Origin of the sequence: Desulfotignum balticum DSM 7044 (genome assembly GCF_000421285.1) — a bacterium.
Classification (GTDB): Bacteria; Desulfobacterota; Desulfobacteria; order Desulfobacterales; family Desulfobacteraceae; genus Desulfotignum; species Desulfotignum balticum.
The window spans coordinates 3870103-3885304 of sequence record NZ_ATWO01000001.1; the positions used below are offsets into that span (position 1 = coordinate 3870103).

Below are 15202 nucleotides of genomic sequence, written 5' to 3' on the forward strand. Positions count from 1 at the left end.
TCATCCATTTAGCGTTGAATTGTTTTCTCTGTCAAACCCCCGGTACTGAACCGCTTCCGCCACATGTCCGGTCCGGATATCTGCAGATTGGTCCAGATCCGCGATGGTGCGGGCCACTTTAAGAATGGAATGAACGGCCCGGGCCGAAAGCATCAAGGTGTCTGACGCACGGGCCAGCAACCGCTGCCCGTTAGCATCCAGACGGCAGTATTTTTGGATTTCCCGGGTACCCATGCGGGCATTGCAGAAAATGGAAACGGACTTGAACCGTTCGATCTGAATGCGCCGGGCCGGCATCACCCTCTCCCTCACACTGGCGGAGTCCTCGGATTTCTTCCGGGAAACCAGGGAGGCAAAAGACACCCTGGGAACCGCCACCTGGATATCCATCCGGTCCATCAAAGGACCGGAAATCCGGGATCGATAAGCCTGGATCTGGGAAAAACTGCATGTACAGGTATTGCCGGGTTCCGACAGATAACCGCACGGGCAGGGATTCATGGCGGCCACCAGCATGAACTGACAGGGAAATACCGCTTTGATGCCGGCCCTTGCAATGGTCACCCGGCCGTCTTCCAACGGCTGCCGCAGCACCTCCAGCACGTTTCGTTTAAACTCGGGCAGTTCATCCATGAACAGCACCCCGTGATGAGCCAGGCTGATCTCTCCGGGCATGGGCCGGGAACCGCCGCCCACCATGCCGGCATCTGAAATGGTATGATGGGGCGATCGAAACGGCCGTTGTCCGGATTCTTTTTTCCAGATTTCCAGCCCGCCCACCACGGAATATACCCGGGCCACTTCCAGAATCTCTTCAAAGGTCAACGCAGGCAGAATCGCGGTCAACCGTTTGGCCAGCATGCTCTTGCCGGATCCGGGGGGGCCGGTCATCAGAAAATGATGGCTGCCGGCCGCAGCGATCTCTAACGCCCGTTTGGCATGGGACTGGCCCTGGACATCGGACAGATCCCCGATCCCGTCCAGTAAAGCAGACTGAGGCGCATGACGGTCATCCCGGACAAACGGAACGATGTTCTCATGTCCGGAAAAATATTCAACCACCTGGGACAACCGGGAGACGGGCAGGATATCAAGACCGTCCACCATGCCGGCTTCTTCGGCATTGTCCGCCGGCACCAGCAACCCTTTGAATCCTTTTTCCCGGGCCGTGAGCGCCACGGGCAGAATCCCGCGCACGGGTTTGATCCGGCCGTCCAGCGACAATTCTCCGGACAGCAGATATGATGCCATCCCATCGGGCGGGACCAGTCCCGAGGCCCCGAGAACAGCCATGGCCACGGGCAGGTCCAGCCCGGAGCCGGTTTTCTGCACATCCGCCGGTGCCAGATTCACGATCACCCGGTCCATGGGAAAACTGTACCCGGAATTGTTCACCGCAGCCCGGACCCGTTCCTTGCTCTCCCGGACCGAAGCTTCGGCCAGGCCGACGATCTGGAACACGGGCAGTCCCATGGAAATATCGGCCTCCACATCCACCACAAAGGCATCAATGCCGTTAATGGAACAGGAACTTGTTTTAGCAATCACGGGATCCCCTTCAGAATGTTGCACGCGGGTTTATTTTATATTTTTTGTGTTTACCAGAATTTACCCTTGAACCAAAGAAAATTCTTATTTGTTTTGCCATATATATTAAAATCAAGTATAAACTTAAGAACTTTCACATTAAAATGTTAAACTAACACAGTCAAAATATATATGAAGCATACAACGTTCAGGCAGCAGACCCTGGCAAAAAACGTGGCCCTGTCCGGAACAGGGGTTCATTCAGGAAAAAAAAATCATATCATGGTCAAACCGGCCAGAGAAAATCACGGGATCAAGTTTAGACGGGTGGATCTGCCCGGAACCCAGGATATTCCGGCCCTGTTCAAACGGGTGGTGGATACCAGTCTGGCCACGGTTTTGGGCGTCAACGGGGCCATTGTCTCCACCATTGAACATCTCATGGCCAGCTTTGCGGGTCTTGGGATCGACAATGCCCTGGTGGAAATGGATGAATACGAAATGCCCATCATGGACGGCAGCGCGAAAGAGTTCACCCGGGCATTTGCTGCGGCCGGTATCGTGCCCCAGGATCTGCCCAGACATGTCATGATCATTAAAAGCCCCATCCGAATTCAGGAGGATGACAAATTTGTGGAAGTGCGGCCGGCCCCGGGGTTTAAAATCACCTGTTCCATTGAATTTGACCATTCGCTCATCGGCAGACAGCGCATCACTTTTGATCGGATCCAGAATGATTTTGAAAAAGAAATCAGCCATGCCAGAACCTTTGGATTCATCCAGGACCTGGAGTTGCTCAAAAGATTCAGCCTGGGCAAGGGCGGCAGTCTGGACAATGCCATTGTGATCGACAAGGATCGGATTTTAAATTCAGAAGGACTGCGGTACCCGGATGAATTTGTCCGGCACAAGCTGCTGGACAGTCTGGGTGATTTTGCTTTATTGGGAATGCCCATACAGGGACATATCATTTCCCACAAATCAGGTCACACCTTGAATCACATGTTTATTCAAAAACTGCTGGACACCAAAGATGCCTGGGAAACCGGACCCGTATCCCGGGGGCAGACCTGCGTATGAATATCACACGTTTGCCCCATAAAACATGGATCTGTCTGTTTCTGACCGGCATTTTTCTGGTGCAGTTTCTGACACCGGCCCTCACCCTGGCAAAGGACAAAGACCATCCGGTTTTAACGGATATCAAACTGGCCAATACCCGGGATGACCTGCTCATCTATTTTGAGGTGGAAAACGCATTTTCGCCGAAAATCATCCAGCGGATTGAAAACGGCATTCTCACCCCTTTTTTGTTTCATATTTCTTTGTATAAGACCGGCGGATCCTGGCTGGATAAAAAAATCACTGAAATCGATATCCAGTCCACCATTAAATACAATTCTTTAAAACAGGAATATACCGTGTCACAGCCCTGGAAAGAAAAAAAACCGCTTGTGACAGAATCCTTTGATGAAGCCAGAGACTGGATGACCCGAATCGACAACCTGGTCGTTGCCCCGCTGACGGACCTGGTAAAAGGTGAAAAATATCAGATCCGGATCAAATCTCAACTAACCCGTGTGACCCTTCCCTTTGCACTGCGCTATGTTTTTTATTTCGTGTCTTTCTGGGATGTTGAAACCGACTGGTACGTCATCAATTTTACTTATTAGCCTTTTTAAATTCACCCATGACAAATGCTTCAGAACAGGCCGGGCAAAAAAAATCCAGGCGTAAAAAAGAATTTGTTTTCATTTTCATAATTCTGGCTGCCGTGGCCGTTCTCACACTGGTTGAAACCAGCATCACCTCACTGGGTTCTGAAATCTCTTTATCCAGCACCGTGGTGATGTTCATTCTCATCAACATCAATTTGCTGCTGCTGCTAACCCTGTTTCTTCTGGTGTTCCGGAACCTGGCCAAACTGTACTATGAAAAGAAAAAAAACGTATTTGGTTCCAAACTCAAAACCCGCCTGGTGACATCCTTTGTCATTCTCGCCCTGGTTCCCACCACGGTGTTGTTTTTCTTTTCCATCCAGTTTATTTCCAACTCCATTGCCTTCTGGTTCAACGCGCCCGTGGAACAAACCCTGGAAAGCTCGCTGGACGTCGGGCAGCAGCTGTATGCGTATATTGAAGAAAAAGACGTTTTTTTTGCCAAGCGGGCCGCTTTTCAGATCGACTCCAGAAAATTGTTGAAAAATGAAAACCACAATGAACTGAGACGATATGTGCAGGTGGTGCAGCGGGCGTTCAACCGGCATGCCGTGGAAATCTATACGCCGGATGCCAAACGGGTCAGCCTGTCTCTGGCCAATGAACTGGAGCATCTGTATTTCGGGATTCTCACCACGGCTGAACTCAAAAAAATCCCTCCGGACCGGGCCAGTACCACCATTTACCAGACTTTTGACCAGGGAGAATTTTTACGAACAATTTCCACGATTCCGTTTAACGTGTCTTTGGACAAAGCCGAAGGGTTCATCGTGGTCACCACGCTGATTTCCAAAACCCTGTCTGAAGACCTGACCGCCATTCTCAGCGGCATGGAAGAATATCATCAGCTGAAACTGACCAAACGGCCGGCCCAGATGGCATACTACATCGCGCTGTCCATTGTGGCCCTGCTGGTCATTTTCTGCGCCATCTGGTTCGGATTCCAGCTGGCCAAATCCATCACGGTTCCCATCATGAAATTTGCCGAAGGCACCCGCCGGATCACGGCAGGGGATCTGAACTACAAAATTGATTTTCAAACCGATGATGAACTGGGTACCCTGATCAAATCGTTCAATTCCATGACCACCCAGCTGGCCGCCGGCAGGGAACAGATTGCACTCTCCCGGGAAATGCTCAGACAGCAGAATGCGGAACTGGAAAAAAGCCGGCAGTATATGGAAATCGTTTTGAAAAATATTTCCGCAGGAGTCGTTTCCATCGACAGTACCGGTGTCATCACCACCATCAACAAAGCGGCTGAATCCATGCTGGCCATCAAAGGCGCGCATATCACGGGGCGCAATTTCAGGCAGGTGCTGACCGGAGAATATCTTCTGATGGCGGAAAAACTGTATGAACAAAGCACCGCCTCCAGGCAGCAGTATATCCAGATACCGGTTTCCGCCGCCATTTCCGGAACACCCAAGCATTTTTCCCTGCATTACAGCATTTTAAAAGATGATACGGGAAAAAATATCGGTGCTGTGCTGGTATTTGATGATGTCACGGAACTGGAAAAAGCCCAGCGCATGGCGGCCTGGCGGGAAGTGGCCCGGCGCATTGCCCATGAAGTGAAAAATCCGCTGACCCCCATCAAACTGTCGGCCCAGCGGCTCAAACGCCGGTACAGCAAAGAAATCAATGACGACGTGTTTGACAGTTGTGCCGATACCATTGTCACCCATGTGGATCTGATCCGGAATCTGGTCAACCAGTTTTCCACCTTTGCCAAATTCCCGGATGTGAATTTCACCCGGGCAAGAATCGAAAACATTATTTTAGAAACCATTGACCTGTACAGGGAAGGGCTGGAAAATATCACGATTGATACCCGGTTCGACGATAACCTGCCGTATTTGAAACTGGATCACCAGCACATGAAACAGGCATTTATCAACCTGATCGACAATGCCGTATCCGCCATGAACAAACAAGGCACCATTGTCATTGATGTCTCTTTTGATCCGATCTTAAAAATGGTCCGGATCGAAATTGCAGACGATGGCAAAGGAATTACCGATATGGAGAAAACCAAAATGTTTGAACCCTATTTTTCCACCAAAAAATCCGGCATGGGCCTGGGGCTTGCCATTGTCAATTCCATTATTTCAGACCATAACGGGGTGATCCGGGTTCAGGACAACCAGCCGACAGGCGCAAAATTTATCATTGAGCTGCCTTTGGCCTGAATAACCAGTGTAAAGAAAGGAACCCAATATCATGTATCCGGCTGTTCTGATCGTTGATGACGAAATCACTATCATCGAATCCTTATCAGGAATCCTGTCCGATGACGGGTTTGAGGTCATCCATGCCTTTAACGGATATGAGGCCCTGAAGAAAATCGAAACCGAATCCCCGGATATCGTGCTGCTCGATATCTGGATGCCGGGGATGGACGGCATTGAAACGTTGCGGGAGATCAAACAGAAATTTCCCAATATCCCGGTGGTGATGATTACCGGCCACGGTTCCATTGAATCCGCAGTGGAAGCCACCAAGTCCGGGGCCTATGATTTTCTGGAAAAACCTTTGTCCATCGACAAAGTCATGGTTACCATCAACAATGCCTTGAATTTCAGAAAACTGGAAGAAGAAAACCTGTATCTGCGGAAAAAAACCATTGAAAAAAATTCAATTACCGGTACCAGTCCGGCCGTTCAAGCCCTGCACCGGGAAATCATGGCCGCCGCGCCTACGGACGCGGCCATCCTGATCACGGGTGAGAACGGGACGGGCAAAGAAATGGTGGCCCGAACCATTCATCAGTTCAGCCGGCGGCCGGAAGAACCTTTTATTATCATCAATTGCGCGGCCATTCCGGAAGAAACTTTAGACAGCGAACTGTTCGGCCATGAAAAAGGGGCATTAGGCCATGCCGCCTCCAAAAATATGGGCAAATTCGAACTGGCAGCCGGCGGGACCCTGTTTCTGGATGAAATCGGTGACATGAACATCAACACCCAGGCAAAGATTCTGAGGGCACTGGAATCCAAGACCTTTCAACGTATCGGCAGCAGCCGGGTCCTTCATATGGATGTCCGGATCATCGCGTCCACCAACAAGGATCTCACCACAGAGATTGAAAAGGGCCGTTTCAGACAGGAGCTGTATTTCCGGTTGAATGTCATCCCCATCCATGTGCCGCCGCTGCGGGAAAGAAACCAGGATATCCCCATGCTGGTGGATACATTTCTGGATAAACTGGCCGGGCAGTCTGCAACGCCTAAAAAAACCATGTCCAAACCGGCCCTGGATCTGCTGGTCCGCTATGCCTGGCCGGGAAATGTCCGGGAACTGAAAAATCTGATGGAACGGTTGTCCATCATGGTTCAGGAAGATCTCATCGATGTGACGCACCTGCCGCACCCATACCACTCCGGGGACACGATCGATGCCGCAAACAGTCCGGGGGAGCTGTTTGCCCCGGACAATCTGGAACAGGCCCGAACCGCTTTTGAAAAAGAATATGTCCGGCACAAGGTGGCCCAGGTGGATGGAGATATTACCCTGGCCGCCAAAACCCTGGGCACCAGCACCCGTTATATCAAAAAGAAACTGACCTGATTCATTTCCATCATGAGAATTATCAGCGGCATCTGCCGAGGCAGAAAACTCACCCCCCTCAAAGGCCCGGATATCCGTCCCACATCGGACCGGATCAAAGAGACACTGTTCAACATCTTAGGTCCGAAGGTCAGACACGCCCAGGTGCTGGATCTGTTTGCCGGCACCGGGGCCTTAGGCCTGGAGGCGTTAAGCCGGGGGGCGGCCCATACCGTTTTTGTGGACCGGTCTGAGACTGCCTGCGATATTATCCGGCAAAATATTAATCGATGCGGATTCCCGGCACAGGCCACCGTGGTCCGCCAAGATCTGTTTTCTCCCGGGACCCATGCCGCCATTGTCTGCCGACAGTTTGACCTGATTTTTCTGGACCCCCCCTATGACAACGGATATGTGTTAAAAACCCTTGAACAGAAAAACCCGGCTTCTTTTTTGTCTGAAAACGGGATTATCGTTGCCGAACACGCTGCCCATGAAATGCTGCCGTCTTCTTTGAACGGGCTTGACATTTTCCGGCAAAAAAAATACTCAAGAACCACGATTTCATTTTTAACCAGAACGCAGGATATTGCATGAAAAAAAAACGGCTTCCCCAAAACAGAATCGCCATTTACCCCGGATCATTCGATCCTTTGACCAATGGACATATGGATGTGATCCAGCGGGCCCTGGAAATTTTTGATGAAGTGATTGTGGCCATCCTCAGAAACCCCACCAAAAAATACCTGTTTTCCATTGAAGAGCGCCTGGAAATGATGCAGCAGAGTTTTAACGGCAACGCCGCGTTGAAAGTGGATGCCTTTGACGGGCTGCTGGTGGACTATGCCAGAATGAAACATGCCGTGGCGATCATCCGGGGCATGCGGGCCATCTCTGATTTTGAAAACGAATTCCAGATGGCGCTGATGAACCGAAAGCTGCACAAAGATGTGCAGTCCGTGTTTCTGATGACCGGATTCCGATGGATTTTCACCTCTTCTTCCATCATCAAGGAAGCGGCCCAGTTCGGGGCCGATATTTCCGATATGGTCCCGGAACCCGTCAAACTGAAACTTCTGGAAAAATTCCCCAGGAAAGAACCCCCCGGCCACCCACAGGCCGAAAAAAAGGACTCCCGATAGGTCATGGATCTCTGGCAGCTTAAAATATTTGTCACCGTGGTCAAGGAACAGAGCTTTTCAAAAGCGTCCGACATCATCCACCTGTCTCAGCCCACGGTGTCCAGCCATATCAAGGAACTGGAAAAATATTTTCAATGCCGGCTTCTGGACCGGCTGGGAAAAAGAACAGAACCCACCCGGGCCGGCTGGATTCTGTTTGATCATGCCCAGAAGATGCTGGCACTCAAGGACACCACGGAATCGGCTTTGCAGGATTTTATGGGTTGCACCAAAGGCCCTTTGATCATCGGCGGCAGCACCATCCCGGCCGGATATGTGCTGCCCGGACTGATGGGGCCTTTTTTCAAAGCATTTCCGGATGTATCGGTCCGCCTTGTCAGCGGTGATACCCATCAAATTATCGAAGATGTCAAAAACGGCCGGGTGGACTTAGGCGTGGTGGGGGCTCGAACCCGGGATACGGCCATTGCCCAGGAAACGCTTCTGGCGGACGAAATGAAACTCATCATACCGGCGGATCATTCATGGGCCCACCGGTCTGCCATCGATTTTTGTGAACTGGCCGACGAACCTTTCATCGCCAGAGAACCCGGTTCCGGTACCTGGCAATCCATCAGTAAAACCATCACCGAGGCGGGGTTTGACCCCAAACAACTGAACGTCAAAATGACCATGGGATCCAGCATTTCCGTGATTCAGGGGATTGTCAACAAGGTGGGAATTTCCATTCTTTCCACGGCAGCCGTGGCAGACGATATTGCCGCAGGGCGGCTGGCAGCGCTTTCAGTGAACAATCTGCCGCTGAACCGGTTTTTCTACCTGACTCTGGCAAAAAATCGGACCCAATCCCCTGTCTGCCAAAAATTCATCACTTTTGCCAAACAACAATTATCAAAAACCTGATCCATATGGAATCACTTTGGAAATTCACCCGGGAAAAAGGTCATTGACAACCCTTTATTTTTCTGAGAAGCTTTTCCGCGATATGTTTTGGTTGGATGAGGATCAGAACTCAATCTTTTAGACACAGGATTACGCCATGATAATAGGTTTGGATGTTGGCGGCACTCACACATATGCGGTTCTTTTGAGCAACCAGGGTGTTGAAAAAAGTGTCAAGGTTACCACAAACCATGCGGATCTTTTCAGTACGGTTCTTTCGGGGTTCACTCAGCTGCTTGAATCCATTGATCCCTCTCAGATTGAGCGTGCGGTCATTTCCACCACCTTGACCACCAACGCCATCATCCAGCAGACCATGGAGCCGGTGGGGATGATTGTGTCGGCCGGTCCCGGCATTGATCCGGAATTTTTCCGCACGGGAGAGCATTATTATGCCGTGTCCGGATCCATCAACCACCGGGGACGGGAAAAAGCTTCGGTCAATGAGATGCAGATTCAGGATATCGCCAAAAAAATGGTGGATGCCGGGATTGAATATGTGGGCGTGGTCAGTAAATTCTGCGTCAGAAACCCGTCCCATGAAATTCTGATCAAACGGATGCTCAACAAATATTTTAAAAAAATCTTTTTAGGCCACCATGTATCCGGCAACCTGAACTTTCCCCGGCGGATCGCCACCACCCATCTGAACGCTGCCGTGTTTTCCCTTCATAAATCGTTTTTCGAGGCCGTGAAAAAAAGTCTGACTGAAAAAGGGTTGACCGTTCCCATCCAGATTTTAAAAGCGGATGGGGGCACCATGAGCCTGGAGGCATCCATGCACTTTCCCGGACAAACCGTGTTGTCCGGTCCGGCTGCCAGCATCATGGGGGCCATTCCCTACGCCCCGGAGGGACAGGATGCCATTGTGCTGGATATCGGCGGGACCACCACGGACATTGCGTTTCTGGTGGACAAAGCCCCATTGCTTGAACCCGTGGGGATTCAGCGGGGCAGTTACAAAAGCCTGATCCGGTCTCTGCGCACCGATTCCAAAGGGATCGGCGGTGACAGCACCTTGCGTGTCAAGGACGGCAATCTGACCATCGGACCGGACCGCCAGGGACCGGCCATGGCGTTCGGAGGCCCTTTGCCCACGCCCACAGACGCCATGGTGGTGTTGAACGTCATGGATACCGGGGACCGGGAAAAGGCAACCGCCGGAATTGAAACCATTGCCCGGCAACTGGGCCTTTCGATTGAAGAGGCTGCTGAAAAGATATTTAAAACCTGCTGTACCATCATCTTGAAAAAAACCTTTGAAATGATCGATCAGATCAATTCCCAGCCCGTGTATACCGTGCACGATTTTCTGGAAGGCTATAAACTGAGCCCGCAGAAAATCCTGGTTCTGGGGGGACCGGCCCCGTTCTTCGCCCAAAAAATCGAAGACCTCTATCAGATCGATACCCTGGCCGTTCCCAACTCACCCGTGGCCAATGCCGTGGGCGCGGCCCTGGCCCGGACCACCTGTGAAGTCTCTTTGTACGCGGACACGGAACAAGGCATTGTCACGGCCCATGAAGAAGATTTTGCCGAGCCCATCTCCAAAACCTTTTCAGAAGATGATCTCATGGAAACCGCCTACACCCTGCTTAAGGAAAAAGCCATCAATTCCGGGGCTGATCCTGAAAACCTGGAAGAGGTGGAAGTGGTGGAATTCCAGAAATTCAATATCATCCGGAATTTTTCACCCCGGGGAAAGATCTTCCGCACCAAAATGCAACTCAAACCCGGCCTGATCAAAGGCTATGAAACGGTCTTACATTGAAGAGGGATTCCATGTTAAAAGCTTTGCATAAAACCGGACTGGTATTTTTCCCCGCCTTTGACTGGGCCATCGATCCCACCCATCCGGAACGGGAAGAGCGGCTGTTATACACCCAGGATCAGGTGACCGAAGAAGGAATCTTTGACATTCCGGGGATCATTGAATACAAGCCCATGCTGGCCACGGCCGAAGATATCCGGCGGGCCCAGTTCTGCGTCCCGGATGAAGCGGCCATCACCACGGAATCCCATCTCATCAGCGCGGGCGGGGCCAAGGTGATTGCCGATGCCGTCATGAACAAGGAAGTCAAAAACGGATTCGCCCTGATCCGGCCGCCGGGACATCATTCCATGCGGGTCTCCCACGGGGGCCGTGGGTTCTGCCACATCAACATCGAAGCCATCATGGTGGAATACATCCGGAGCCGCTATGGGGTCAAGCGCATTGCCATCGTGGACACCGACTGCCACCACGGGGACGGCACGGACAACATTTTCTGGCATGATCCGGATGTGCTGTTCATCTCCCTGCACCAGGACGGCCGGACCATGTTTCCGGGCACGGGCTTTCCCGGAGAACTGGGAGGTCCCAATGCCAAGGGCAGCAACCTGAACATTCCTCTGCCGCCGGGCACCTCCACTGAAGGATACCTGTATGTGATCAACCACTGCGTGCTGCCGGTGCTCAATGAATTCAAACCGGATCTGGTGATCAACTCCGCCGGTCAGGACAACCATTACACAGATCCATTGACCAACATGAACTTCTGCGCCCAGGGGTATGCCGAGCTCACGACCCTGCTCAAACCCGATATTGCCGTGCTGGAAGGCGGATATGCCATTGAAGGCGCATTGCCCTATGTCAATTTAGGCATCATCCTGGCCATGGCCGGCATTGACTATACCGGGGTGGTGGAACCGGACTACAACCCGGAAAAACTCAAGCAGTCCGTGAGCATTACCGATAAAATCAAGAAAACCACGGCACAGATCAACAAATACTGGTCCCAGCGGTTTCAGATGCGGGAGGATGCAGGGAAACCCGGAGAGATCCAGATCCGCCACAAAGAGATCTTCTATGATACCGACAATATTTTCGAACGCCAGAAGGAACGGGTCCGGATCTGCAAAGACTGCGGCGGCTGTTTTGAAATCGACTCCCAGGCCACCCCGGGGTTTCACATCCTGGGTGTCCACATTCCCATCAACGCCTGTCCCGCCTGTATTGAAAAAGGATATGAATTTTTCGACAAAGCTGTGGAAAATAAATATCACCATGTTTTTCTGATGGACCGGCCCAAAGGCAATTACCACATCAAATAGGCCGCACACGCCATGTCCCGATGTCTTCAGGGCCGAAATCTTGAGACCCGGGCCCGGGTGATCCGGTTGATCCGCCGGTTTTTCCATGACCATCAATATCTGGAAGTGGAAACACCCGTCCGGAGCCCGGCCGTTATTCCGGAAGCCCATATCGATCCGATCCTGTCCGAAACCCATTTTCTGATGGCCTCTCCGGAGCTGTATATGAAACGGCTGCTGGCCAGGGGATATCCGAAAATTTTCCAGATCTGCAAATGTTTCAGAAAAAACGAGCGAGGCCGATTTCACCTGCCCGAGATGACCCTGCTGGAATGGTATGGGGCCGGGGATACCTACCTGGATCTCATGGACCAGTGCCAGTCTCTGGTGCAGTATATTGCCCGGAAACTGGGCATGGCCGGCCGGTTGTGCTATCAGGGGGAGACCCTGGATCTGGCCCGGCCGTTTCAGCGGTTGAGTGTGCACCGGGCATTTGAAACCCATACCGGTATATCCTGTGACCAGGCCCTGGCCGACGGTCGGTTCGATGACATCATGGGATTTGAGATCGAACCCGGGCTGGGCCGAAACCAGCCGGTTTTTCTCATGGATTATCCCAAATCCCTGGCCAGTCTGGCGGCCCTGCATCCGGACAATCCCGGCCTGGCCCAAAGATGCGAATTCTACATGGCTGGTATTGAACTGGCCAACGGGTTTACGGAACTGACCGATGCCGACGTCCAGCGGGACCGGTTTAAAGAACAAAACCGGATCCGGCAGAGCGTTGGCATGCCGCCCCTGCCGATGCCCGACAGATTTTTGTCCGAACTGAAAGAAATGCCTTCCTGTGCCGGCATTGCTTTAGGCGTGGACCGGCTGGTGATGCTGTTTGCCGATGCCCCGTCCATCGACGAGGTGGTGGCGTTTACCCCTGAATCCTGCTGAGCAGGGCCGTGTTACAGAGTTGTCTTTGTTTCCTGGGCCCGCACAAATCCATACATGATGCCGCAGCCTGCCAGAAACAGGATCACGGCCCATCCCATCTGACCATCCATGGCCGGCACCACATTGACATTGGTGTATACAACCACGTCTTCCAGCCGGGTCACGATGCTGTTTTCCCGGACATACTGGGTTTCCAGTGCGGCCACCTGCTTGAACGGCCACAATGCCCACAACGACCCCAGCATCAGCCCCAGCAGAAACGCCATGGTGGCATCATAAAATCGCCTGAGCACAAAACTGATCAGCCTTGCAAACAAAAGTCCGCCCGCCAGAATACCCAGGCCGAAGCATCCCAGATACAGTATCGCCTCCACACGAAAAAACGGCAGGGCCGATATGGCGGACAGCACATCATAATACGCGCCCATCAGAATCAAAACCAGGGACCCGCTGATCCCGGGCAGCACCATGGCGGAAATGGAAACCGCTCCGCACAGGGCCGCGTACAGATACTCGGCACCCGCCCCCGGCAATGCAGGCGGTACAGCCCCATTGTCCGGCCGGTCCGTTTGTGCTTGAATCCGGCTTTCATAAACCGTCTGATAAAAATCAGATTTGTGTTTCATCCGGTCATAGGGATTCACCTGAACATACACCATCACCGTCAGGGCCGCGCCTAAACAGGCAAAACCCAGCAAATAAATTTTAAACCGCGGGATCAGCCGGATGGGAATCAGAATCGACACTAAGATCAGGCCGAAAAAAAAGGCATAGGTCAAGGAAAAATAATGGGTCAGTAAATGTTTCATCACGGGGGAAAGCCCGACAATGGCAATGAGCGCACCGGCAATCAGCTTGAACAGAAAGGCAAAATCATTTTCTTTACAAAACGAGGTGACGGCCCCAAACGTGTATTTCTGCAAAGGATGCCGGAGCCATCGGCCGGCCAGGCCGGCGGCCTGCACCAGCAACGGCCGGGAGATGCAGTTGATGATGCTGAATACCCGCTCGTAAATATTGAAAATCAGCAGAAACGTGCCCCCGGAAACCCCGGGAATGATATTGGCAGCCCCCAGGCAGACCCCCATGAGCAGCTCTTTGATATTATTCATTCCAACCGTGCTGGCCGATGAGTTTGACAAACCGGCATCCCCCCAGGTTCTCCTGGTGAAAGCCGGTATCGGTGCGGGTGAGTTTGATCAGATCCTGGGTGAAATGCCCGCCCACGGGCATGACCAGGCGACCGCCCGGGGCCAGCTGCTCCACCAGCGGCGGCGGGATCTGGTTGCCACCGGCCGTCACCATGATCGCGTCAAACGGACCTTGTTCTTTCCATCCCTGGGTGCCGTCGGAATACCTTGTCACGATGTTGTGAATTTTAAGCCGGTCAAACAGCTGGCGGGTCTGGCGGTACAGAACCGGATTCCGCTCAATGGTGTACACCTTGTAAGCAATGTGGGCCAGGATGGCGGCCTGATACCCGGAACCGGTGCCGATCTCCAGGACCCGCTCCGATCCTTTCAATCCTAAGCTCTGGGTCATTTCAGCAATAATATAGGGCTGGGAAATGGTCTGACCCTCGCCGATGGGCAGGGGAAAATCTCCATAGGCTGTGTCCATCAGGGCTTCGCTCACGAACAGATGCCGGGGAACAGTGGTCATGGCTTTGATTACCAGGGGATCGGATACGCCTCTGGCAATGATCTGGCGTTCCACCATGTCCTGGCGCCACCGGGCGAATTTTTTGGGCTCGTCATTCATGCAGTCCTTCTTACCAGCATGTCCGGGTTGCGTCAAGCAGATACCGCAGGGGTGGGGTGATTTGCGAAGGACCCGTGGCGGGGGGCGGTTGTTGGTTTCACCCTTTGCCCCGTTTTACAGGCTGTAGGGCGCAGCGAAGCGGAACGTCAAAAACTGCGGGCAGGTATGTCCTCAAACAGTTTGCCGTTCTTAACGCTTCGCATGCCCAACAGCCTGTAGAAAACGCGTCAAAATGGGATTCCACCAACAACCACCCCCCGCCACTGGACGTTGATACAAAATTGACCTGCCCGGCCCCTCAACCGCCGCATACCTGTCCCCACCCGGAACCGGAGGACCTTTTCCCGAATGCAGGTTGCCTGCTGCTAAAAAAGGTGTTATGAAAACTTCAGCTTTGGAATGATATGGTTTCTGGCCGGATCAGATAAAATTCAGTCTGTATTTTTATCCAGTTGGATATTGAATGGAGAATGATATACAGAACCCGCACATTAACTTGTTGTGCTTTGAAACGGAGAAGTTGATCTCCCGATAAAATCTAACATT

General features: G+C 52.3%; 13 protein-coding genes. 10 read left to right on the forward strand and 3 right to left on the reverse strand.

Annotated features, from left to right (window positions below):
• Positions 1 to 1548, reverse strand: coding sequence for a YifB family Mg chelatase-like AAA ATPase (locus tag K365_RS0119425; RefSeq protein ID WP_024335916.1), 1548 nt, complete (start codon positions 1546 to 1548; stop codon positions 1 to 3).
• 171 nt (positions 1549 to 1719) lie between these two features.
• On the opposite strand from K365_RS0119425, the gene lpxC reads away from it, so the two are divergent.
• From lpxC to epmA, 10 genes are all read left to right on the forward strand, one after another.
• A complete protein-coding gene (lpxC, locus tag K365_RS0119430; RefSeq protein WP_006967444.1) occupies positions 1720 to 2607 on the forward strand; it encodes a UDP-3-O-acyl-N-acetylglucosamine deacetylase in 888 nt (295 codons plus the stop codon).
• Entirely contained in the window at positions 2604 to 3200 is a 597-nt protein-coding gene (locus K365_RS0119435) for a DUF4390 domain-containing protein (RefSeq protein WP_006967442.1), read from the forward strand. Before lpxC ends, K365_RS0119435 begins: the two co-directional genes overlap by 4 nt.
• A gap of 17 nt (positions 3201 to 3217) precedes the next feature.
• Positions 3218 to 5437 carry a sensor histidine kinase gene (locus K365_RS0119440; protein ID WP_006967440.1) on the forward strand — a complete coding sequence of 740 codons (2220 nt, stop codon included), beginning with the start codon at positions 3218 to 3220 and terminating at the stop codon, positions 5435 to 5437.
• 31 nt (positions 5438 to 5468) lie between these two features.
• On the forward strand, positions 5469 to 6815 hold the full coding sequence (locus K365_RS0119445; RefSeq protein WP_006967439.1) for a sigma-54-dependent transcriptional regulator: 1347 nt from the start codon (positions 5469 to 5471) through the stop codon (positions 6813 to 6815).
• Between the two features lie 12 nt (positions 6816 to 6827).
• Positions 6828 to 7391 (forward strand): 16S rRNA (guanine(966)-N(2))-methyltransferase RsmD, encoded by a 564-nt coding sequence (rsmD, locus tag K365_RS0119450; RefSeq protein ID WP_024335917.1) that lies wholly within the window; start codon positions 6828 to 6830, stop codon positions 7389 to 7391.
• Positions 7388 to 7936, forward strand: a complete 549-nt coding sequence (coaD, locus tag K365_RS0119455) for a pantetheine-phosphate adenylyltransferase (protein WP_006967436.1) — start codon at positions 7388 to 7390, stop codon at positions 7934 to 7936. Before rsmD ends, coaD begins: the two co-directional genes overlap by 4 nt.
• Positions 7937 to 7939: 3 nt before the next feature.
• A complete protein-coding gene (locus K365_RS0119460; protein ID WP_024335918.1) occupies positions 7940 to 8839 on the forward strand; it encodes a selenium metabolism-associated LysR family transcriptional regulator in 900 nt (299 codons plus the stop codon).
• A gap of 136 nt (positions 8840 to 8975) precedes the next feature.
• A complete protein-coding gene (locus K365_RS0119465) occupies positions 8976 to 10649 on the forward strand; it encodes a hydantoinase/oxoprolinase family protein (protein WP_006967432.1) in 1674 nt (557 codons plus the stop codon).
• Between the two features lie 11 nt (positions 10650 to 10660).
• A complete protein-coding gene (locus tag K365_RS0119470) occupies positions 10661 to 11971 on the forward strand; it encodes a histone deacetylase family protein (RefSeq protein ID WP_024335919.1) in 1311 nt (436 codons plus the stop codon).
• A gap of 12 nt (positions 11972 to 11983) precedes the next feature.
• Positions 11984 to 12895, forward strand: coding sequence for an EF-P lysine aminoacylase EpmA (gene epmA, locus K365_RS0119475; RefSeq protein ID WP_024335920.1), 912 nt, complete (start codon positions 11984 to 11986; stop codon positions 12893 to 12895).
• Positions 12896 to 12906: 11 nt separating this feature from the next.
• Here epmA and K365_RS0119480 read toward each other — a convergent pair whose 3' ends face one another.
• Positions 12907 to 14007 (reverse strand): DUF368 domain-containing protein, encoded by a 1101-nt coding sequence (locus tag K365_RS0119480; protein ID WP_024335921.1) that lies wholly within the window; start codon positions 14005 to 14007, stop codon positions 12907 to 12909.
• A complete protein-coding gene (locus K365_RS0119485) occupies positions 14000 to 14656 on the reverse strand; it encodes a protein-L-isoaspartate(D-aspartate) O-methyltransferase (protein WP_024335922.1) in 657 nt (218 codons plus the stop codon). Before K365_RS0119485 ends, K365_RS0119480 begins: the two co-directional genes overlap by 8 nt.
• Positions 14657 to 15202 lie beyond the last annotated feature (546 nt).